Source organism: Rickettsia canadensis str. McKiel, from assembly GCF_000014345.1.
Lineage (GTDB): Bacteria > Pseudomonadota > Alphaproteobacteria > Rickettsiales > Rickettsiaceae > Rickettsia > Rickettsia canadensis.
On sequence record NC_009879.1, the window covers coordinates 312,513 to 334,087 of the forward strand.

Sequence of the window (21,575 nt, forward strand, 5' to 3'; positions counted from 1 at the left end):
ATATTACTATATAATTATTATGCATAAAGTTATGGCACATTATAAACAGTTTGAATTTGACTGTGATTTTGGTGGACAAAGATCCAAGTTTAAATTTTATATAGGTACGCCGCAAGAAGGGCATCATCCGCTACAATTTCAAGCAAAATGGTTATCTGAGGAACGAGGCGGTACTATTCCTGATGAGGTTATGAAAGCAATATCACAGCTAAATGATCTTGCCAAAAAAAATGGTGTTCCACTGTCGGATTTATGCGTATATGCTCTTGGTACTGCTCAAGAAGTCCAAACTCAAGAAGAATATGAAGACAAGAATGAGAACCAAGAAGATAAAGCAGAGCAGGCATAGTTAAATAATAAGGAGATTCATAGAGATTAAAATGAAACACTATAATGATTTATTTAAAATTATTCACCGCGAAGGATATATCTTTATTGCTAGTTTTGCATTAGTAAGTTTTTTATTAGCATCATTTAATACAAAACTTGGCTGTATTGGGTTTATTGCTACTGCGTGGTGTATTTACTTCTTTCGTAATCCCGATCGATATGTGCCTATAAATGATGATTTGGTCATAAGTCCTGCAGATGGAGTAATTCAAGAAATTAAGGAAGCCTTGCCTCCGCCGGAATTAGGGCTTGGTGATGTGGCAATGATTAGAGTTAGTATTTTTCTAAATATTTTTAATGTACATGTTAATAGAATTCCAGCAAACGGAAAAATTTTAGCTCTTCATTATAATCCAGGAAAGTTTTTTAATGCTTCACTTGATAAAGCTAGTATTTATAATGAACGTCAATCAGTATTAATGGAAACTGATCAAGGGCAGAAAATTATTTTTGTTCAAATAGCTGGACTTATAGCAAGGCGTATAATTTGTGATTTAGAAGAGGGGAATGAAGTTAAAACAGGTGAGCGGTACGGTATAATTCGTTTTGGTAGTAGAGTAGATGTTTATCTACCGTTGAAAACAGCTTTATTAGTGAGTAAGGGGCAGACCACTATAGGCGGTGAAACTATCATTGCTGATTTTGGACGTAAAAAAACAGCACAATTCAAGTTTAAGAGGAAGTAGATATTTTTACGTGTAGTCAGGTTTGATCCACTGCTATATGAGCGTCTAGAATATTACATTCCGGTAGATGCAGGAATCTAGTAGAACATATAAAAAACAAGTTTTGTATATGTTTGTTTTATCAAATATGCAATTTTTCAATTAAGGTTATTTTTATCTGGATTCCTGTTTTCACAGGCATGAAGTAAAAGACGTATATTTATTAAAATACATTTTGAGTATAAAATTGTTAAAAATTCGAAAATCTATAATAACTAAGCCTGTACCTATAATAAAATTAATTCCCAACTTTATTACGTTGCTTGGTCTTGTAACCGGTATGAGTTCTATAAAATTTGCTTTGGATAGTAGATGGGAACTTGCGGTATATTGCATTATAGTAGCGGCAATTATTGACGGTATCGATGGTAGAATAGCAAGGATGCTAAATGCAGCTAGTCCATTTGGTGCAGAGCTTGATTCATTATGCGATTTTGCTAATTTCGGTATTGCTCCTGCTTATTTAATATATTTATGGTCTTTTCAACAATATGAGTATAAGGTATTGTCATCAGCAGTTATGCTATTATTTATAGTGTGTATGGCGTTGCGTTTAGCTCGCTTTAACGTTGGTATTTATCAACCGACACAAGATAAAAAAACTGAATATTTTTTTACCGGTTTACCTGCTCCATGCGGTGCTTTACTTGCTTTAACGCCTGTAATGATAGATTTTGAAATCGGTACGTTATTAAATATCAATACTCGTACTCACACTATAACAATTAATATATACTTGGCTATTATAGCTTTGCTACTTGCTAGTAGGCTTCCTACAATCTCAACAAAAAATTTAAGTATTAAACCTGAGTATTTATCGCTTGCAATGATTTTAGTTGCTATTGTTATTATAAATCTTATCATATATCCATGGTATTCAATGCCGTTAATTGCAGTTATATATATTCTTTCTATACCAATTTGTTATTTTTTTAAACATAGAGGATATTGGTCAAATTAAATGCTGAGGGTATTACAACACGCTATCAACAAATATACACATCATCCATTTACTAAATATGTAATTATTATAGCCTTAGTAATATTTATTTATTTTGGATATAGAATTTATGTTTGGGCAAATACACAATCCACGGATAATGCTTACATAGATGCAGATATTTCAAACGTTAGTGCTGAAGTTAGTGGTGTTTTAATAAAGTTATTTGTCACTAATAATACTAAAGTTAATAAAGGTGATCTGATAGGTGAAATTGATGATAGAGATTATAAAGCAAAGCTTGCAGCACTTGAAGCATCTATTGAAGCTTGCAAAAAAAATATAGAAATTATAGAACAAAAAACCTCAATAGGGCGGATTAGCTTGGAACAAGCGGCTGAAAAATTAAAGCTTACTAAAATAAGCTTTGATATTGCTACAACGGATTTTACTAGGGTGCAGGAATTAAATAAGGCAAAATTGGCTAGCTCTAAAACATTAGATGATGCTAGAAATAATTATCAAAAAGCAAAAACAGCTTATAAACAAGCACAATTAGATTTAGATATATCTAAACAAAATGTTGCTCTTTTAGATCTTGAGAAATCTGCAGCAAAAGAAAAATTCAAAGAATTAACAGAAAATAAAAAAGTTACCTTAAGAAGCTTACAAAGTACTAAACTTATTGCTATGGTATCGGGTATATTCGGTAATAGTAGTTTAGCAATCGGAAATTATATATTACCTGGAAGAGTCTTGTTCTCTATAGTTCAAGATAATACTATGTATATTCAAGCTAATTTTAAGGAAACGCAAATTAAGAAATTTAAGTCCGGTATGAAAGTAAAAATTGAGTTTGATGCTTTGCCTAAAAAAGTAATTTACGGGAAGATTCGTAATATTGCTCCTGCTACCGGTTCTAAATTTAGTTTAATCCCACCCGATAATGCTGCCGGTAATTTTACTAAGATAGTACAACGTGTACCTGTTTTAATAGATTTTGAATCCCCAAATGCCAATTTAGTGCCAGGCATGTCAGCAATAGTATCAATTAGAACTGATCAAAAGATATAAAAATTATGATTATATATATTGTTAGCGATGATAGTGCATTTGCTGCTATAAAATATATACTTATATACTTGATCCTCACAGAATTCTCATAGTCAAAAAATCATGTAAAATATTATAATGATTTATCTATAGGTCCATTATTTGATGTAGATAGTATTAACCCTCCTGCTAGAATGATCTTTTGGGAAAAATTATTACAGTAAAGAATTATTGTATCTCTACCATACAATGAAACCTATAAGTACTAATACCTTAAAATTATGGGCTCAAGAATGAAATATAATCAGTAATATTTCCAATTATATACGTAGGCGAGGCTTGAGTATCAACTAGAGTAGTAGGTGAGGTGATGGGTAGATCATATTTCGCATAGCGAATGCTTTGGAGGTTAAAAGTTCTGATAGATATTGATAAGGTAAAAATGTAGCAAATGCCACATCATTACAGGGTACATATTCCCGCGAAACTTTTTATGTACTTAAAAATATTAACTTCTTATTATTTACCCGTTAATTCTGCTAATTCTTTTTTTAGTTTTATTACTAAAATTTGTAATTTTTCAAATTCTTCGCGAGTGACGTAGTGACCTTTAAGTATTTTATCCTCAATTATGCTGCAGCTTTTATCCACTATACTATTTAAAGCTTTTTGTGCTACGCTGCTAGCTCCTACTGCAACTTTTATAATATCGTTTGTTTTCATCATAGTACCTCTATAGATAACGCATGTAGACCGTTATTAAATTCATCGACAAGTAAGTTATTAATAGTGCGATGATTAGCAATTAGGCTTTTCCCCTGTAAAATTTTTGCAGAAATTCTTATTTTTATATGGCTGTGGATTCCATCATAGTGACTCGTATGTTTATAGCTTTCATCTATTATTTCTTGAAAATATGGTTTTAACACACTTAATTTCGCTTGTATCCTTTCTATGCGGCTCATATTTTTATTTTTTATTTCATTTACAGTAAAAATATCCTACTATTCTTAAGTATATAATTTTATGATAAAAATGGCAATGTCGGAATTAATAACGGATTATAAAGATTTACAAGATGAGATAGATAAATTGGAAAAAGGTGTATGTTTTGCTTGTAGATTAGTTAATTATGATGAAATAGAATTTATAGAGCAAGATAAATACTTTATAATTAAAGATTTAGCTCAAATCATTGAAAATGTAAGCGCAGAACTTAATATTTTGTCAAAGTTTAAGAAAATAAAGCAAGATAGAATATTATTTATCCTAAATACTATTGATTCTAACTTAATTAAAAATTTTGCTAGAAAATTATACTTATTTTCGCAGCTTTATATTAATGAACAGAAGCCGGCAATTTATATGAATTGTTGTATTGCTAGTATTAAATTTCCAAAAGTAAGTAATAATGCTAAAGAAATTGAAAAAACATTAAATATGTTACTTGCACAAAATAATAATTATTATTACCGTGAATATAGCAGCACAGCACATGATTTGGGAAATATACGAAAATCTAACCTTCAGCTTAACTTACTACGACAAGCCTTAGCAAACAAGACTATGCGATTTGCTTACCAACCTATAATAGATCGCAGTACTATGAAAATTCAATATTATGAATGTCTGCTTCGTATACCTGATGAGAATGGTGTTTATATTTCCGTAGGTCCTATAATTCCTATTGCTGAAAATAAAGGATTAATTTTTATAATTGATCAAATTGTTTTAGATATGACTGTTAATGAACTTGCCCAAAACCCAAACTTAATATTAGCTGTTAATATTTCAAATATAGGAACAATCGATGAAGCTTTATGGGAAATAGCAGAAAACTTATTAAAAGCTTATAATGTTCGAGATCGCTTAATTATTGAAATTACGGAAACTTCTTTCAATGAGCATTATGATAAAATAATTTTGTTTATTAATAAGCTACGTCAGTATGGATGTAAATTTGCATTAGATGACTTTGGTTCAGGTTTTACTTCTTTTAAACAACTCCAAAGCTTACCTATTGATATTATCAAAATTGACAGTAAATATGTACGTAGTATTACAAGTGACGTACAAAGTAGGTATTTTGTAGAAAGATTAATTAGAATTTCAGAAGATTTAGGTATTGCAACGGTAGCTGAATTCGTAGAAAACGGAGAAATAGCTAAATTTTTAATTGATCTAAAAGTTGGTGGGTTACAAGGGAATTTCTATTCTGAAGCAAAGTTTGATAGGGTGGATGTCATTCCTACAGAGTCGGGAATATAGATTGTAAGGAAAAACATAGTTTTGATAAAGTAATCTCTTGCCAAAGTCCTTAGATTGCGACGCTCTCTTTGTTCGCTTGCAATGACATGAATTATAACCCTTGACAACATCCATAAAAATCTATATGCAAAACTCAACTTTAAATGATTAAACTTAGATGCTGTTACTTGAATTAAAAAAAATTAATCAAACCTTAGAAACTATACATTTTATAGGTATCGGTGGCGTTGGAATGAGCGGTATTGCCGAGATATTACATAATCTAGGTTATAAAGTACAAGGTTCTGATTTAGTAGAAAATTATAATACTAAAAGGCTTGAGTCATACGGCATTAAAATATTTTTAGGACATGTTCCACAAAACATTACCAATGTTTCATATGTTGTTATTTCATCGGCAATTAATCCAGATAATCCTGAAATACAAGAAGCATTAGAACGTAAAATTCCGATTATTAGACGTGCGGAAATGTTGGCTGAACTTATGAGATTAAAATGTTCCGTAGCAGTTTCGGGATCGCACGGTAAAACCACTACTACTTCTCTAGTTGCTTGTTTATTTGAGGCAGCAGGCTTATGTCCCACGGTTATTAACGGTGGAATTATAAATAACAGATCTACTAATGCATATCTTGGTTCAAGTAATTATTTAATTGCGGAGGCCGATGAGTCCGATGCGACATTTATTCATATCCCATCAACTATTGCGATAATAACTAATATTGATCCTGAACATTTAGATTATTATAAAGATTTTGCAACATTAATTAGTGCTTTTAGAAGCTTTATTATCAATTTGCCGTTTTATGGTTTTGCAGTTTGCTGTATCGATCATAAAATAGTTCGTAAGTTAGTAGATGATATTACCGAAAGGAAGATTGTTACTTATGGCATTGATTCGGCTGATGCTCATATTATAGCATTTAATATTAACACTGATATTGCATCCTCTACTTTTGACGTAAAAATTAGTTTACCAAATGTGCTAGGTACAACGATTATTGAAAAAATTACTATTCCAATACCTGGAAGACATAATATTTTAAATAGCCTTGCTGCAATTGCTGTTGGGATAGAATTAGATTTTGGTATTAAAGCTATTAAAAATGGCTTTAATAATTTTAAAGGGGTGAAGAGGAGGTTTACTAAGGTAGCTGAATATAATATGGCTTCAATTATCGATGATTATGCTCATCACCCTGAAGAAATTAAAGCAACGCTTGCTACGGCTAAAAATATAGCAAATAAACAAAATGGTAAAGTTATTGCTATTTTCCAGCCTCACAGATATTCAAGAATGCAGCATTTATTTGATGATTTTATGCTTTGCTTCGCTGATGCCGATATACTCTATATTACCGATATATATGCTGCAGGTGAAAACCCTATAGAAGGAATAACAGGACAAAGTTTAGTTGATAAGATTACTAAGAATAAGTATCACGATCAAGCCAATTTTCTAGCCACACTAGATGATGCGGTTGGAGTTATTATAGATAATGCAGTTTCCGGTGATGTGATCATTATGATGGGAGCAGGTAATATTTCAAGTTTTGCAAATGAGTTACCAAAAAAATTTGGTAATTTATGATGACGTTACCGATAGTAAAAGGCGAGTATAAAAAAGATTATAATTTAAAACATTTGACATGGTTTAAAGTAGGTGGTAATGCCGAAATTTTCTTTAAACCTTTTGATAGCGAAGATTTAGCAAGTTTCTTGAGACAAAATAAGCAAAAATTACCTATAACTACTTTTGGTGCAGGCTCAAACATTATTATAAGAGACGGCGGTATAGAAGGCGTTACAATAAAGCTTGGTCAGAGTTTTAGTAATATTGATTTTATAGATGATAATCATTTAGTAGTGGGCAGCAGCTGTCTTAATTATAATTTAGCAAAATTTTGTCAAGCAAATGCTATTTCCGGTTTTGAGTTTTTAGTAGGTATTCCTGGTACTATTGGTGGTGGTGCTGCTATGAATGCCGGTGCTTACGGCTCTGAATTTAAGGATATTATAGTTAGAATTGAAGCGATCGACTTTGCAGGAAACTTTCTAACATTTACTAACGAAGAAATCGGTTTTAAATATCGTAGTAATAATTTACCAAAGAATTTAATTATTCTCAAAGCCATTTTTAAAGTAAATAAAGGCGACAGTGAAAATATATTATTACGGATGAATGAAATAAATGCTACGAGATCACGGACGCAACCTATTAAGGAACGTACAGGTGGTAGTACTTTTGCAAATCCTGAGGGGGGGCTTAAATCGTGGCAGCTTATTGACAAAGCAGGACTTAGAGGCTATAGAATAGGTGGTGCTTCGGTGTCAGAACTTCATTGTAATTTTATGATAAATAACGGTGATGCTACTGCTAAGGATTTAGAAGATTTAGGGAATTTTGTTAGGCAAAATGTATTTGAAGATAGCGGTGTTAAATTAAACTGGGAAATAAAACGAATCGGTAAATATGTTTAGGATGTCATTCATGCATTCTATGTCCATTCCTGCTTCCGTGGGAATGACAATAAGAGCCATGCGAAAATATGCATCAATATCAAATACATTGGGTGGAACATTCTGAAGTTAAAATATTGAGTAATATAGTTGTTCGACTTGAATACAAGGAGCGAGGAGTGAAGTCTATAACTAATAGGAGAGCGAGACACGATGCAGTAAGTGAGTCCAAATCAATTGACTATAGCGGTAAAAAGCATATAGCGTTAGTAGCAGGTGGTATGTCTGCTGAGCGTGAAGTATCTTTAGTGTCAAGCAAAGGGGTAAGTAAAGCCTTAATTGCATTAGGATATAAAGTAACCTTTATTGATATGGGAGCAGATATTGCATTTAAATTACAAGAAATAAAGCCTGATATCGTTTTTAATTGTCTACACGGTACATATGGTGAAGACGGTTGTTTGTCAGGATTACTTAATATAATGCGGATTCCTTATACTCATAGCGGTGTGTTATCTTCAGCGTTAGCATTCGATAAAATATATTCTAGGAGCTGGTTTTTAACAAATAATATTAATATGGCAGAAAGTATTGTCGTAAATAAAAGCGATAATATAAAGATTGAACCTATGAAACGACCATATGTAATTAAGCCTATAACGCAAGGATCAAGTATCGGTATTGAAGTAATATTTGAAGAAGATGATTTTAACTTTGCCAATTATGATTTTCCTTATGGTGATCAGGTAATAATAGAGAAATATATAAAAGGGCGAGAGTTGCAAGTAGCAGTATTAAATGGCAAAGCTTTAGGAGTTTTAGAGATTAAATTACTGAAAAATCGTTTTTATGATTATGAGACTAAATATACTGAAGGATTTGCTGAGCATCTTTGTCCTGCTCCAATACCTACTAATTTATATGACAAATTACTTATAGAATCAGAAAAAATTTATAAAACAATGAATTGCAAAGGTCCTGCTAGAGTAGAGTTTCTTTTAGAAGATCAAACAAATAAATTATATGCTTTGGAGATAAATACTCACCCAGGTATGACTCCTTTGTCAATAGTGCCAGAAATTGCAGCTTATGCAGGGATAAATTTTACTAACTTAATTGAAGAAATTATAAAGGCGGCAAGCTTTGAATCATGAGACAAAAAACAATCTCAAATAAACAAAAACAGACAAAAAAAACTAATAATATCTCATTACGCCGTAAATTAGGACTAATGTACACAAAAGCAATATTAGCGCTTAAGGTTGCTTTAATGATTTTTGTATGTCTATTTGTTTTTACAAAATATTTTGCCGGCGTAAAAACCTACTTAACAACAAATATATATAAAATAACAACAAAACTTGGTTTTAAACTTGAGAATGTTATAATTGAAGGACAGCAAAATGTCGATGAACCTACAATATTAAAGGTTTTAAATGCGAGTAGTGGTAGCCCTATTTTTGCTCTTAAGTTAGATGCAATTAGAAATAATTTAAAAAAAAATAAATGGATTAAGGAAGTATATGTCACTCGAAGGTTACCAAATACGGTATATATAAAATTATTTGAAAGAGAACCTATTGCTATTTGGCAAATCAATAATCAGCTTTTCTTGGTTGATGAAGAAGGTTACAAAATTAGTAAAAATATTCAGCCTTTTCCTCATTTATTACATGTTGTAGGGGAAGGGGCAAATATCTATGCAGGTAAATTAGTAAGTGAGCTACAGAAATATCCGGCATTAATTAATAAAACTTCAGCCGCTGTAAGGCTTGGAGATAGAAGGTGGGATTTAAATCTTGAAGGTAATATAAGTATTAAGTTACCTGAAAAAGAGTTTGAAGAAGCGTTAAAATATATCGATGCACTCAATAAAGCTAACAAGTTATTTAACCAAAATTATAAGGTTTTGGATTTGAGAGATAGGAATAAGTATTATATAGAGAAGTACTAATTGGCATGAAAATAATTTACATAAAAAAATGAAAGAGAAAATATCAAATTTTGTTACACTTGATTTCGGTAGTAGTAAGATTGCCGTAATTGCTGCCTATATTAGTAAAAAAGGTGAGATTAAAGTAGCAAGCCAAAATTTGCATCATTCTAAAGGTATAAAATCAGGAGTTATATCAGATTTAAAAAATGCGGAAACTAGTATTGTTTCGGCAATTTACGCACTTGAAAAAGATTGCGGTAAAAATATCAAAAAAATTATATTATCGTTATCAGGTGCTGATACTAAATCTTATTATATAAATTATACAATGAAAGTGAACGGACAAACTGTAACACAGCAAGATATTAAAAAATTATTACAAAAAGCATTGCTTGAATTTAAAGTTAAACACCAAGAAATTATTCATTATTTTCCTCTTGAGTTTACCCTTGATAATAATTCAGTTGAAAACCCTATAGGTATGTACGGTAGAGAACTTAGTTGTGAATTACATATTATTGCAGCTAGTTCAAATATGTTATCAAATATTGTACAATGCTTCGCTAAATGTCATGTTGAAGTCACAAATATTACTCTTGCAATTTATGCTTCTGCTATTAGCTGTCTTACAAATGATGAAAAAAATCTAGGTTCGCTTATCATCGATATGGGAGATAAAACTACTTCTTTTGGTATTTTTTTTGCAGGTAAATTAATATATACGGGGCATATAAATGTAGGTGGTTTTCATATTAGCTCAGATATTGCTAAAGTTTTTGGTATTGATTTTGTTACAGCAGAAAAATTAAAAATTTTATACGGTAATGCAACTATACCTTTATTTGAGAAAGATAGTATTATCAATATGGATGATTTTCAAGTTGATACTCATCATAATTTAAATACGTCTGTAACACTTTATCAATTGGCTGAGGTAATAAGAGCAAGAGCTGAAGAAATATTATCAATGGTAAAAGCAGAATATGACAAAGCAACAAAAGGACAAGTTGAAGTTTTGAGAGTTGTAATTACGGGCGGCGGGTCTCAGCTTAGAGGACTTAAAGAGCTTTCAAATAGAGTTTTTGAAAAACAGAGTAGAATCGGTAAACCGGAGATTATTGCTGGTTTTATAGAAGATAATAACCCTGCTATATATGCGGCAACTATAGGTATGCTAAAGATTCATGCATTAAAACAGCAAAAAGAATTTGCTCATATTAGATTTGATGAAAATAGCAGTTTCTTTAAAAAAGCCTTTGATTGGTTTAAGGAGAATGTTTGAAAAGATAAGATTTTAAAAACCTTATCTCTATTCAATATTACTTGACTTATTAAGTATTTTCGATATTACCTCTAAATTTAATGTATAATAAGCATCAGTAATTGACACTTGGAACATTTTTTTTGAGTAATTACTCTGTAAAAGATTTATTCATCCATGCTACTAATAGAGTTGCATAAAAGCCATTCTGGGGTAGAAGTAGTGCGAGCAATTTTGAACCTGTTGTAAGTAATAACGGTTTTTTCTATTACTGCTTTAACTATATACGGATTTCCTGTTTTAATAGTTATAACTGTATGTGAATCAGTGGCTTTTTCTTCTCCAGTTAATATTTTAGCTATAGTCTTTATAGTCCAATATGAATCATTAGTTTTTACCATTTGCTCAAGTGTTTCTTGTACTATGTTAGTGTTACATGTTTTAATAGCTATATCAAAATGTATAGCATTAGCTATATTCTTACTTTGTTAAGTAGTATTTTAAATATAGCCGGATTTTTTGACATGGCAGCTGTATAAAAGTTCATGCTACCAACTTCTTGTATTCTCTCAAACATCATATTAATTACTTGAATACGATCATTTATAGTTATTGAGTATGAATTCAATGCCAAAGTTATGTTGTATTGTTTAATAGCATCACTTAAAATGCCAAAAGCAGATGAATTATCTATTTCAAAAATGTTCTATTTTTAAAGCAGTGAGGTTAGTATAATTTATATTTAATATGGAATTAAAAGTGGAATTAAAAGCTTCTTTTAGTTTTGTGGAGTATATGATTTTATTGCTGAAAAATCATATTTAGGTATTAATTCTTTGTATTTGTCAGAGTATTGCTGTTGAAGCTCTTTATAAAATTTAATTACATTATCATATTGTCAAATTTGGAAAAAGTATCTAAATTCATTTGTTTTATAGGTGTATGATCAAATACAAGAGTATATACACTATCAGTTAACTAATAGATAATAGTAAAATCAGGAAGCTATACGTATTAGTAGATTTAGTATAAGTACAATATCTCCTTCAAACTGATTTAAGTTAGCTGCTCCTGAATGACCAGAAAGTATATGTACGGATACTAGGCATATCTCCAACTGTATTTTTTGCTATCTTTGTAAGTACATTATGAGAAGTCTTTCAGATAAATTAGATTCATCCTCTTTTGAAAACAAGTTTATAGTGAATTAAGGAGGTAGATTTTCCTGCAGATATTCTTGGCCATGAGTATTTATAAATAATTAATCAATAGGAGCATGGAGAGTATTTAGATAGTAATGTATTATATTCTTGAAAGCATTGCTAATTGTTCAGTATTAGTATAGTTGACACATTAAGTCCTTGCATTATTACTGTTCTCATATTGTTACCCCCTTGATTAATTATTAAACTTTTTAAGAATAAATTCAATTATTGAAATAGATAATTAAATAATAATTCACACCTTATTATCGCTTCTATTTTGTATTATAAACAAAAATTTTCTTTTACAAGAAAAGGGTTAATTTCCTAATTATTTATTAGGAAATAATAATAGATAGGAAAATATGAGGATATTTAGTGATGATTAGGTTTGTGTCTAGAACAAACTAAAATGTTACCTTTAACCTTGATAATAAAAAGTTGGTCGCCTGTTTTTGCTTCTTCTTCATTTGGTGCAAGATAAGCATTCATAATCACACCCGACCATTTTACTTGCCGTACTATAGTATGGGAAGAGATGGTAGAGCTATGAACTTCTACAGTTTTGCCTACCATATCTGAATAATTTTCTGCTTTAGCAGTTGTACTATATACATATTTTTTAAGAGGTAAGTATAATATACTAAACCAAATAAGCGATAATATACCAAAAATCATTATTTGATTTTGTAAGTTAATATCGTAGTTATACACCACAAGAGTGTTTGATAATGCTCCAAGTCCCAAAAATAAGAATCCGATGCTTGGAACTGTAAAAAATTCAATAACTACGCAAATTATGCCTATTATTAACCATATTTCGGTGAGATAATTATGTATCATGAACATAAGTTTTTAAAAATAATATTATATCAGCTATTTCTTGCAGTTTTGAGATACCAGCAAAGGACATTTTAGTTCCTGGGGCATAGCTACTTGGTTTATGTAAGAAAGCAAATAAACTGTCATCATCCCATACGCCGTCAAGTTTTGATAGAGCAGAGGAATATTTATAGTCTGCTATGCTTGCTTTAGGGCGACCTGCTACGTCCCAAAGATGTGGTCCTAGTTTATTTGGACCATCTTTATCAAGAGAATGACACATTAAACATTTTTTGGCTATTTCACGACCGTTATCGGCATTAGCGGTTTTCATCAATTCTGCTATATTTACTGCTGCTGGTGCTTCCGATGTAGAGGCTACTGAATTTTCATGAACTGCAACACTATAACCACGATGTAAAACTTGTAAGTTTGGTTTGTATAATATATTTGCAACAAACCCAACCATCATAGCAATTAAACTAGCAAGTAAGATGGCTGCAACAATTTTATTTAATTCTTTTCCAGACATTTATTTTGTTTTTTTATTAGAATTTTAGCATTTATATTATAATTTAAGTTGTAAGAGAAGTTAATTAAATAAATAAAAAATAAAAGAAAATTTTATAAAGATATTGTTTTTTGGAGAGCACAATAAATGTCTGATTCAAAAAAATCAAGTATTAGAAAAATGTTGAATAAGTCCAAATCTTATTAGAATAGTTTTAGACAACGCAAAATCAGTAAAATGTTATTTAGTAAGTAATAGCTTAAGTTATACAGTTTCCGCAGCTTCTATTTCTATAACAAGTGCCGTTTTCAGACTTTTTACACTCTTATATAACCGATAATTATAGCTTTAGCTAATTGTTTTAGGTGTTAGCTTAGCAATTCACACTATAAACAAGACTTTAAAAGTGCATAGTTTGCGTAAACTTCATAAAGAGAATAATTTTTAGAATTATATATTATCATTAGAACCGAGCTTAAAAGATATTTTGAAAAATGAATTATATACGGCACAGACGGCAGGTAAGGATTCTACTCAAGATAAGTATCAGTGAAATGTAAACAAATTGAAAAGTACAGGACAAATATTTGGAAATCATTTAGGTGGAGCAGCAAATTTGGCTGCCTCTATTATTAAAGGTGCTAGCGGTAATGTGCTTGATATATTAAAAAATATGGGTTACGGCATAGTTACAACCGCATCATTAATTATCAATGGTCTTTCCTTATGCAGAATATAACACAAGATACTCCTATACATGAAATATTTAGAACAATTATAGCATTATACTAAGAGTCAAGTATTACAAACATTAGTTTTAAAAAAATTAATAACGGATAAGAATTATTGGAGTATGAATAAAGACCAAAAAAAATTACGAAATAAGAGGTAGTTTTAATTTTGAAATAAAAAGAAACGCTTTAGCAGGATTTTTTAAAAATAAAATAACAATAGGTAATAAAAAAGAGAGTTATGTTAAAGATATTAAAAATGTAATGAATCCATTTTATGAAAACCCTAGTAAAGCCGAAGGATATAATACTTCTTTAACTAAAGCTATGGATAAATAATGCTAAAATAAAAAGGATGAAAAGTGAAAAGTCAAAAAGGATGCAGAAAAGAAAGCGAAATTTAATAATATAAAATTAAATGATTCAACTGAATTCATTATAATTCGCTTGCAGTAACAAATTTGTAAGAGGTAGTATCGCAAAATATTTTATGCAATAATTCATTATTAAGAGCATGGCTGGTTTTGTAGCCTTTAATTGAACTTACAACGTTAGTGCCGCTGGTATATAAATCACCGAATAAATCTAATAGTTTATGCCGAACAAATTCATCTTCATAACGCAAGCCATTTGGGTTTAGAATTTTGTCCTCTTCATTTATTGCTATAGCATTTTCAAATGAAGCACCTAGGGCAAGTCCTTTGCTTTGCAAATCATGAACATCTTTTATAAAGCCGAAAGTTCGAGCATCTGCAATATTTTTAGTAAAAGATTCTTGATTTGAAAAACTGAGATTTTGTTTGCCTATAGCTTTACTGTTAAAATCAATGGTTAAATCTACAGTCATGTGATTGGAAGGAGTACAATATAATTCACAATCTTTATGAATTACTTTTATATCTTTTAAAATTTTTAGATATTTTCTAGGAGCATTTTGTAATTTTTTACCTGCACATTCAATCATAAACACAAAAAGTTTACTACTGCCATCCATAATGGGCACTTCAGGACCGTCAATTTTAATAATTGCATTATCGATTTCGCATCCCCAAAGTGCTGCCATTAAATGTTCAATTGTTGAAATTTGAACTTTATGATCATTACTTATAGTGGTAGATAACAACGTACCGGAAACATTGAGATAGCTAGCCTCAATATAATTATTTTCAGAAGATATGTCGGTTCTAATGAATATAATGCCTGTATTTTCTTTAGCAGGTTCTATAGTTAACTGAGTACGTTTTCCTGAGTGAACTCCGATCCCATAACAACTAACCGGTTTTAATAATGTACTTTGCTGCATTTATACATTGTAAAAATATATATTAAATATTAATATTTAATGCCAAATTATACAAGTTATATTATGTTACAAAATATTACATAAATACTTAGATAACACTTGTCATACTGCGACTTGTGAGCTAGATCCAGTCTTTTTAAATTTCTTTCTAAGATACCCGTGGTCAAGCTAAAGTATGACATTGAGCTAAATTTAAAATCTATATAATTTATACTTAATAAAATACCAAAAATGATAAGCTACAAAACTACCGACTACGGCAAAAACGGAAAATAAGAAATCACTACCGTTAATAGTGCCGTAAGGTACATGAGATGATAAAGCTCCAGCATATATACCGATGCTACACATTGAAAAATATGAAAACAAGGCTGTTCTGAGTTCGTAATCTCTAAATTTATCAATTAGTATTAAAATATTGCAAATAAAAATCGCCCCTAAACAATTACCGATTAGTATTATATATAATATATTAAGTTTTTTATTAGTGCCATGAAGTGGTAGTAAAATAAAGCAGATGAGTAAAATTATAGTTAGTGATAAATTAGCCAAATATTTATTTACTTTGCTTAATATGTAGCATATAGGAATTATAGACAAACCTATTAATAGGAAAATATATTTTAGTATAAGTCTTAAATTAATTAATGCTAATTTTTTCTTTAATGCAAACGCTTCATAATACCATAATATATCCAAGGTGACATAAGCAACTACGAAGCCTGTCAATAATTGTAGTTCAACATTTTTTATTAAGGATGAGAATTGTGAATTTAAATTTAATTTATGAGATGTAGGATTATAATGCAGAAATTCGGTTAGAATATTGATGCAGTATAATAACGCACACATTACTATAGTATTATTTGTTGGTTTTATAAATGGATTTAATAAATCCACCATTAAATTTCCACCTGCCCATAACAATATTATACAAGCTAAAAAAAAATATTTCTTTCCTTTAACACTTTCAATAATGTGTAATGTTATAGAAGTGAAATATGAAAATATTCCAAAATTAATTAAAATAAAATTAATTTTAATTAGGGTATAATTATTCAATAAAATTAAATTTATTGTACAAATAATTAATAAAGATAAGCTAATTAAAATAATTTTTGTATTGCTTAACTTATTAATTAACTGTGTTAAGGCAAAGCCTGCGATTATCGAGCCTATAAATTTAGTTTGATTTATATGATTTATTTGTTCTCCACCTAGATTTTTATTTATCAGTAAAAAATTTTGAAAATTATAAAAATTTATGGCATTGATACAGGAAAAAATAAATATTCCCAAAAGTGAGAAAAAAATAGTTTTATAATCGTTTTTAAAAGTCATAAATTAAGTATTTGCTAAACATAAATACATGGTATATAACTCATAATTAAATGATTAAGATTATTATCTTAAAAAATTAAAGAGATTCGTAATTCCATTATTTAAGTATATATATTTAAGTATATATGGATAGTTATTAGATTAACAGCTTTTAATCAAGTATGGTAGTCTTATTTATAATTTGTATATAATTATTGTTTAATTTTAAAAAAATTAATGAATTAAATTATGAAAATATTTTAATGTAAGAAAAATAATAATATATTTTTTGGTATTTTAAAGAGGTGTTATTTGCAGTTTATCTAGAATTTCATTTTTGCTCTTTATAGATAAATTATCTATTTAAATTACAAGATAAGCAATGCTTTTTCTTAAGATACAAGCATTATATTAATTATTTGTTCTTCAAGTTCGTGAGCAAGATAAATGAATAAAAAAATTATAATTGATGCTAATTTTCCAACTGAAACAAGAGTAGTTTTATTAGGACAAAGCAACAATATAGAAGATATTGAGTTTCAAACAACTGTAAGACAACAAAATAAAGGTAATATTTATTTAGCACAAGTCACAAGAATAGAACCGTCGCTACAAGCTGTTTTTATAGAGTACGGCATGGATAAAAGTGGTTTTTTACCATTTAGTGAAATTCATCCTAACTATTACAATTTGCCTGCCTCGGAGAGAAATTTTCCGGTTAATGCTTTTCCTGAAATAGCTCTTGCAAATATTACGGTTGAAGATGATCAAGAGAAACCGATTGCTATATATGATTCTTTAGTTGATAGTGAAGAAATTGACCTAAAAACCATAGAAGATTTAGTAGAGAGTAAATTGCAGTCAGAACTTAATTTAGAAGGGGCTGATGATATTGAAATTATTCAAAGCGGCATCGATTCCAATATTCCACAATATAAACAATATAAAGTTCAAGAAGTAATAAGAAAAAACCAAATATTATTGGTGCAAGTTACTAAAGAAGAACGAGGAAATAAGTGTGCCGCTTTTACTACTTACATATCCTTGGCTGGTAAATATTGTGTTTTAATGCCTAATAAAGGTTCGCAAAATGGTATATCGCGTAAAATATCAAATGTAGAAGAAAGAAAAAGACTGAAAGATATTTTAAATAAAATAGTAAGTGGAAATAGTTACAGTGTCATTGTTAGAACCGCAGGTAGAGGAAGTAGCTCCTTAGATTTGAAAAAAGACTATAATTATTTAGTAAGATTATGGAATAAAATTCGTAAAAGTACTATTAAATTCCCGGCTCCGTGTTTTATTCATGAAGAAGATAGTATAATACGTAAAACCATACGTGATATGTGTGATCACAATGTTAAAGAAGTAGTTATTCAAGGACAGGAAGCTTATGATGATGCTGCAAAATTTATGCAGGATTTATTACCTTCAGAGCTTTCAAAACTTAAAGCACATAAAAATAAAACTCCTATATTTACTCAGTTTCAAGTAGAAGAACAATTAGTTAAATTATATCAGCCTGTCGTAACATTACCTTCAGGAGGATATATTGTTATTAATCCTACGGAGGCTCTAATTTCAATTGACGTAAATTCCGGTAAATCAACTTCTGAGAAAAATATTGAAGAAACAGCACTAAAAACTAATTTAGAAGCAGCTAAAGCAGTAGCAAAGCAAGTAAAGCTTAGAGATCTATCAGGTTTGATAGTTGTTGATTTTATAGACATGAGCGAAGCAAAGAATCGGAAAATTATTGAGCGATCCTTTAAAGAATTTTTAAGTCGTGATCGCGCTCGTATACAAACAGGTAATATTAGTCAGTTTGGATTACTTGAATTTTCACGACAGAGATTGCGTTCTTCTTTCTTAGAAACTAATTCGTCAATTTGTTCTCATTGTAATGGTAAAGGAGTCATTAGAGCTAATGATGCTAATGCTATGTTAATTTTACGCACTATAGAGAACGAAATTTTTGAAGAAAGAATTGATGTAATAAATGTTTTTACCAATATCGCTTCAGTTATTTATTTACTTAATAATAAACGTGCCGAGATAAAATTTATTGAAGAAAAATATAATATAAAGCTTAATTTTTATTCTGATCCTAATGCTACATCAGATAGTTATTCGATTGAAAAGGTAAAATTATTGAAGAAAAATAACAATAATGTTAATTCTGTTAAGCCGGTGATCCAAAATCATAGTGCCGATTATACTGAAGACGAACCTCAAAAAGAACAATTACGCAAGAATAAACATAAATGGAAGACAGTTAATAATAACGTTTCAGTTGAAGAAAAGAATAAAAAACTAGAGACCAAGCAAGAAGTGGAACAATCTACACAAAATGTAGAGGTTGTAAATGAAGAGTCACAAATTATAGAAAATGATGTAGTAACAGCAGAAGTGCCAGCAACAAAAACATTAAAGCGTAGATATCGTAATAAAAAATCCAATAAGAAAGGTGCTGCTAATACCGCCACGGATACGGCAAAGAACGCAGACTCTTGATTTTACAGCTTTAATTGTTAAGGTATTGTATATGACTCGGTAAATGTTCTTTATGTAATTCCCGCAGAGGCGGAAAATAACCTTAATTCAAAAATTACATATTTGAAAAATAAGTATATAAAAACAAGTTTTTTATATATTTTACTGGATTCTTGCCTCCGCGAGAATTAAATATAAAAAAACAAAAACATAAACTTTAAATAAAAGTGCAGCAAAGTTTAATTACAAAATGGTTGTCTATCAGTTGTATAATGGTCATAGCGATGATTGTTATAGGAGGTATAACAAGACTTACAGGTTCTGGTTTATCTATAGTAGAGTGGCGTCCGATAACAGGTATTTTACCACCTTTGAGCTTTGAAGCTTGGCAAGTGGAGTTTGCTAAATATAAAGCTTTTCCCGAATATAATTACGTTAATTACAGAATGACTTTATCACAGTTTAAATTTATTTATCTGTTAGAGTTTATACATCGGTTACTTGGTAGAATTACAGCTTTAATATATATTGTACCTTTAATATATTTTTATTTTAAAGGCATTATAAAAAATCGTGATATTGCACCTTATATCATTGCTTTGTTGTTATTGTATGTACAAGGTTTTATGGGGTGGTATATGGTTAAAAGCGGTTTATTGAATAACCCTTCTGTGAGTCATTTACGGCTTGCTTTTCATTTAATTATCGCCGTAATTATTTATCACATACTTTTTTATCAATTAATAAAAAATCGTTGTGATATTTTGTTAATCCTGTCACAAACAGATTTAAAATTACCGTTACGATTTTCTAGTGTTGCTATTACTGTAATATACCTGCAAATTTTTTTAGGTGCTTTAGTTGCAGGGCTTGATGCAGGGCTGATATATAATAGTTTCCCGCTAATGGGTGATAATTTTATTCCAACGGCGATAAAAGATAATTTCTTTGATCTTAAAAATTGGTATGATCCGGTTTTTATACAATGCATACATCGTTTAGGCGGTTATAGCGTATTTTTGGTTGTTATGGCTTTAGCAACTTACTTATTAAAAATAGAGCATCCGAAATTAAATAAAATAGCATATTTTCTAATTATTGCATTATTAATGCAGATATCTACCGGAATAATTACTCTTTTATATTCTGTACCTATAATCATTGCCTCTACTCATCAATTTTTTGCAATAGTGCTTTTATCAGTAATAATTTGGTGCTATTTTTTAATAAAAACTTCTAAATGATCATCGATGTTAATACTCCTATTTCTTCTAGATTAGATAAATATTTAAAACGTCTATATCCGTTATTAACTCAAGGAGTAATAGAGAAAGCATTACGTCAAAAACAAATTATCGTTAATGCTCGGAAAGCAGAAGCTAGTTTAAGAGTAATAGACGGTGATAAAATTTTTATTAGTGATAAGTTTAATTTACCTGTTAAACAACCCGAAAAATTAGTTTTTACCGATGCCGAAATTAAGCTAGCAAAGAAAATTACCACCGATTATTTGATATATGAAGATGATAATTTAATAGCTATAAATAAACCTGCAGGGCTTGCTACTCAAGGTGGTAGTAAAATCAATTTATCTATTGACTCTGCATTAAAATATTTGAATTATAAAGGTGCTGATTTTAAACTAGTACATAGGTTAGATAAAGAAACAAGCGGTTTGCTCTTAATAGCCAAAAATTATTTAAGTAGTATAAAGTTTCATGATGCTTTTAAAGATAAATTGGTTGTAAAAACATATTTTGCCGTAACCTATGGGAAGCCAATTAAAAATGTAGGCGAAGTTAGAAGTAATATAGAAAAGAGTAAGGGAAGTACACGTAAAATTACTGATATTGATAGTGAAAATGGTAAACTTGCCATTACTTATTATAAATTACTTAAATCACTTGATAATAACTTATTTTTAATTGAATTTACTCCGATTACAGGTAAAATGCATCAATTAAGGTTGCACGCTAAATTATTAGGTTGCCCGATACTTGGAGATGATAAGTATGGCAATAAAGAAATTATGCCGTATAGTCAATATATGTTCTTGCATGCTAATCATATATGTTTATCTGAAAAGGTTTTTGGTACAGAGATTAATTTAGAAGCAAAACTACCGTTTTATTTTACTAGGCGTCTTACATAACTTGCTTC

The 21,575-nt window shown here is 29.8% G+C and carries 19 protein-coding genes and 2 pseudogenes; 14 read left to right on the forward strand and 7 right to left on the reverse strand.

Going from position 1 to position 21,575, the window contains the following annotated elements:
- Nucleotides 1-31: 31 nt before the first annotated feature.
- The 4 genes from A1E_RS01285 (at nucleotide 32) to A1E_RS01300 (ending at nucleotide 3,129) form a co-directional block, all read left to right on the forward strand.
- Complete coding sequence (locus A1E_RS01285; protein ID WP_041405266.1) at nucleotides 32-349, forward strand: DUF2610 domain-containing protein; 318 nt, start codon at nucleotides 32-34, stop codon at nucleotides 347-349.
- A gap of 31 nt (nucleotides 350-380) precedes the next feature.
- Nucleotides 381-1,076 (forward strand): phosphatidylserine decarboxylase, encoded by a 696-nt coding sequence (locus A1E_RS01290; protein WP_012148422.1) that lies wholly within the window; start codon nucleotides 381-383, stop codon nucleotides 1,074-1,076.
- A gap of 226 nt (nucleotides 1,077-1,302) precedes the next feature.
- Nucleotides 1,303-2,076, forward strand: a complete 774-nt coding sequence (locus A1E_RS01295; RefSeq protein ID WP_012148423.1) for a CDP-alcohol phosphatidyltransferase family protein — start codon at nucleotides 1,303-1,305, stop codon at nucleotides 2,074-2,076.
- Nucleotides 2,077-3,129 carry an HlyD family secretion protein gene (locus A1E_RS01300; protein ID WP_012148424.1) on the forward strand — a complete coding sequence of 351 codons (1,053 nt, stop codon included), beginning with the start codon at nucleotides 2,077-2,079 and terminating at the stop codon, nucleotides 3,127-3,129.
- A gap of 498 nt (nucleotides 3,130-3,627) precedes the next feature.
- Here the strand turns inward: A1E_RS01300 and A1E_RS01305 are convergent, their stop codons facing one another.
- Both A1E_RS01305 and A1E_RS01310 read right to left on the reverse strand, forming a co-directional pair.
- Nucleotides 3,628-3,831: a hypothetical protein gene (locus A1E_RS01305; RefSeq protein WP_012148425.1), complete on the reverse strand. Its 204-nt coding sequence runs from the start codon at nucleotides 3,829-3,831 to the stop codon at nucleotides 3,628-3,630.
- On the reverse strand, nucleotides 3,831-4,073 hold the full coding sequence (locus A1E_RS01310) for a BolA family protein (protein WP_012148426.1): 243 nt from the start codon (nucleotides 4,071-4,073) through the stop codon (nucleotides 3,831-3,833). Before A1E_RS01310 ends, A1E_RS01305 begins: the two co-directional genes overlap by 1 nt.
- A 61-nt stretch (nucleotides 4,074-4,134) precedes the next feature.
- On the opposite strand from A1E_RS01310, the gene A1E_RS01315 reads away from it, so the two are divergent.
- The 6 genes from A1E_RS01315 (at nucleotide 4,135) to ftsA (ending at nucleotide 11,054) form a co-directional block, all read left to right on the forward strand.
- Nucleotides 4,135-5,376 carry an EAL domain-containing protein gene (locus tag A1E_RS01315; protein ID WP_012148427.1) on the forward strand — a complete coding sequence of 414 codons (1,242 nt, stop codon included), beginning with the start codon at nucleotides 4,135-4,137 and terminating at the stop codon, nucleotides 5,374-5,376.
- Between the two features lie 157 nt (nucleotides 5,377-5,533).
- A complete protein-coding gene (murC, locus tag A1E_RS01320) occupies nucleotides 5,534-6,967 on the forward strand; it encodes a UDP-N-acetylmuramate--L-alanine ligase (protein WP_012148428.1) in 1,434 nt (477 codons plus the stop codon).
- Nucleotides 6,964-7,857 (forward strand): UDP-N-acetylmuramate dehydrogenase, encoded by an 894-nt coding sequence (gene murB, locus A1E_RS01325; protein WP_012148429.1) that lies wholly within the window; start codon nucleotides 6,964-6,966, stop codon nucleotides 7,855-7,857. The genes murC and murB overlap by 4 nt, the downstream gene beginning before the upstream one ends.
- A gap of 68 nt (nucleotides 7,858-7,925) precedes the next feature.
- Nucleotides 7,926-8,990 (forward strand): D-alanine--D-alanine ligase, encoded by a 1,065-nt coding sequence (locus tag A1E_RS01330; protein ID WP_012148430.1) that lies wholly within the window; start codon nucleotides 7,926-7,928, stop codon nucleotides 8,988-8,990.
- Nucleotides 8,987-9,790, forward strand: a complete 804-nt coding sequence (locus A1E_RS01335; protein ID WP_012148431.1) for a cell division protein FtsQ/DivIB — start codon at nucleotides 8,987-8,989, stop codon at nucleotides 9,788-9,790. Before A1E_RS01330 ends, A1E_RS01335 begins: the two co-directional genes overlap by 4 nt.
- A 28-nt stretch (nucleotides 9,791-9,818) precedes the next feature.
- A complete protein-coding gene (gene ftsA, locus A1E_RS01340) occupies nucleotides 9,819-11,054 on the forward strand; it encodes a cell division protein FtsA (protein WP_012148432.1) in 1,236 nt (411 codons plus the stop codon).
- A 146-nt stretch (nucleotides 11,055-11,200) separates the two neighbouring features.
- On the opposite strand, the gene A1E_RS01345 is transcribed toward ftsA, so the two are convergent.
- From A1E_RS01345 to A1E_RS01355, 3 genes are all read right to left on the reverse strand, one after another.
- Nucleotides 11,201-11,434, reverse strand: coding sequence for a hypothetical protein (locus tag A1E_RS01345; RefSeq protein ID WP_012148433.1), 234 nt, complete (start codon nucleotides 11,432-11,434; stop codon nucleotides 11,201-11,203).
- A gap of 1,176 nt (nucleotides 11,435-12,610) precedes the next feature.
- Nucleotides 12,611-13,084 carry an NfeD family protein gene (locus tag A1E_RS01350; protein ID WP_041405227.1) on the reverse strand — a complete coding sequence of 158 codons (474 nt, stop codon included), beginning with the start codon at nucleotides 13,082-13,084 and terminating at the stop codon, nucleotides 12,611-12,613.
- Nucleotides 13,068-13,589, reverse strand: a complete 522-nt coding sequence (locus A1E_RS01355) for a c-type cytochrome (protein ID WP_012148435.1) — start codon at nucleotides 13,587-13,589, stop codon at nucleotides 13,068-13,070. Before A1E_RS01355 ends, A1E_RS01350 begins: the two co-directional genes overlap by 17 nt.
- 126 nt (nucleotides 13,590-13,715) lie before the next feature.
- On the opposite strand from A1E_RS01355, the pseudogene A1E_RS01360 reads away from it, so the two are divergent.
- Nucleotides 13,716-14,711: pseudogene (locus tag A1E_RS01360) on the forward strand (hypothetical protein).
- A gap of 24 nt (nucleotides 14,712-14,735) precedes the next feature.
- Here A1E_RS01360 and lpxC read toward each other — a convergent pair.
- Both lpxC and A1E_RS01370 read right to left on the reverse strand, forming a co-directional pair.
- Nucleotides 14,736-15,602 (reverse strand): UDP-3-O-acyl-N-acetylglucosamine deacetylase, encoded by an 867-nt coding sequence (gene lpxC / locus A1E_RS01365; RefSeq protein WP_012148437.1) that lies wholly within the window; start codon nucleotides 15,600-15,602, stop codon nucleotides 14,736-14,738.
- A gap of 192 nt (nucleotides 15,603-15,794) precedes the next feature.
- Nucleotides 15,795-16,943, reverse strand: coding sequence for a hypothetical protein (locus tag A1E_RS01370; RefSeq protein WP_012148438.1), 1,149 nt, complete (start codon nucleotides 16,941-16,943; stop codon nucleotides 15,795-15,797).
- Between the two features lie 426 nt (nucleotides 16,944-17,369).
- Here A1E_RS01370 and A1E_RS01375 point away from each other — a divergent pair.
- The 3 genes and pseudogenes from A1E_RS01375 to A1E_RS01385 all read left to right on the forward strand — a co-directional run.
- Nucleotides 17,370-19,266: pseudogene (locus A1E_RS01375) on the forward strand (Rne/Rng family ribonuclease); the annotation flags it as partial.
- A gap of 376 nt (nucleotides 19,267-19,642) precedes the next feature.
- A complete protein-coding gene (locus A1E_RS01380; RefSeq protein WP_041405228.1) occupies nucleotides 19,643-20,659 on the forward strand; it encodes a COX15/CtaA family protein in 1,017 nt (338 codons plus the stop codon).
- Nucleotides 20,656-21,567, forward strand: coding sequence for an RluA family pseudouridine synthase (locus A1E_RS01385; protein WP_012148441.1), 912 nt, complete (start codon nucleotides 20,656-20,658; stop codon nucleotides 21,565-21,567). The genes A1E_RS01380 and A1E_RS01385 overlap by 4 nt, the downstream gene beginning before the upstream one ends.
- The last annotated feature ends 8 nt before the right edge of the window (nucleotides 21,568-21,575 follow it).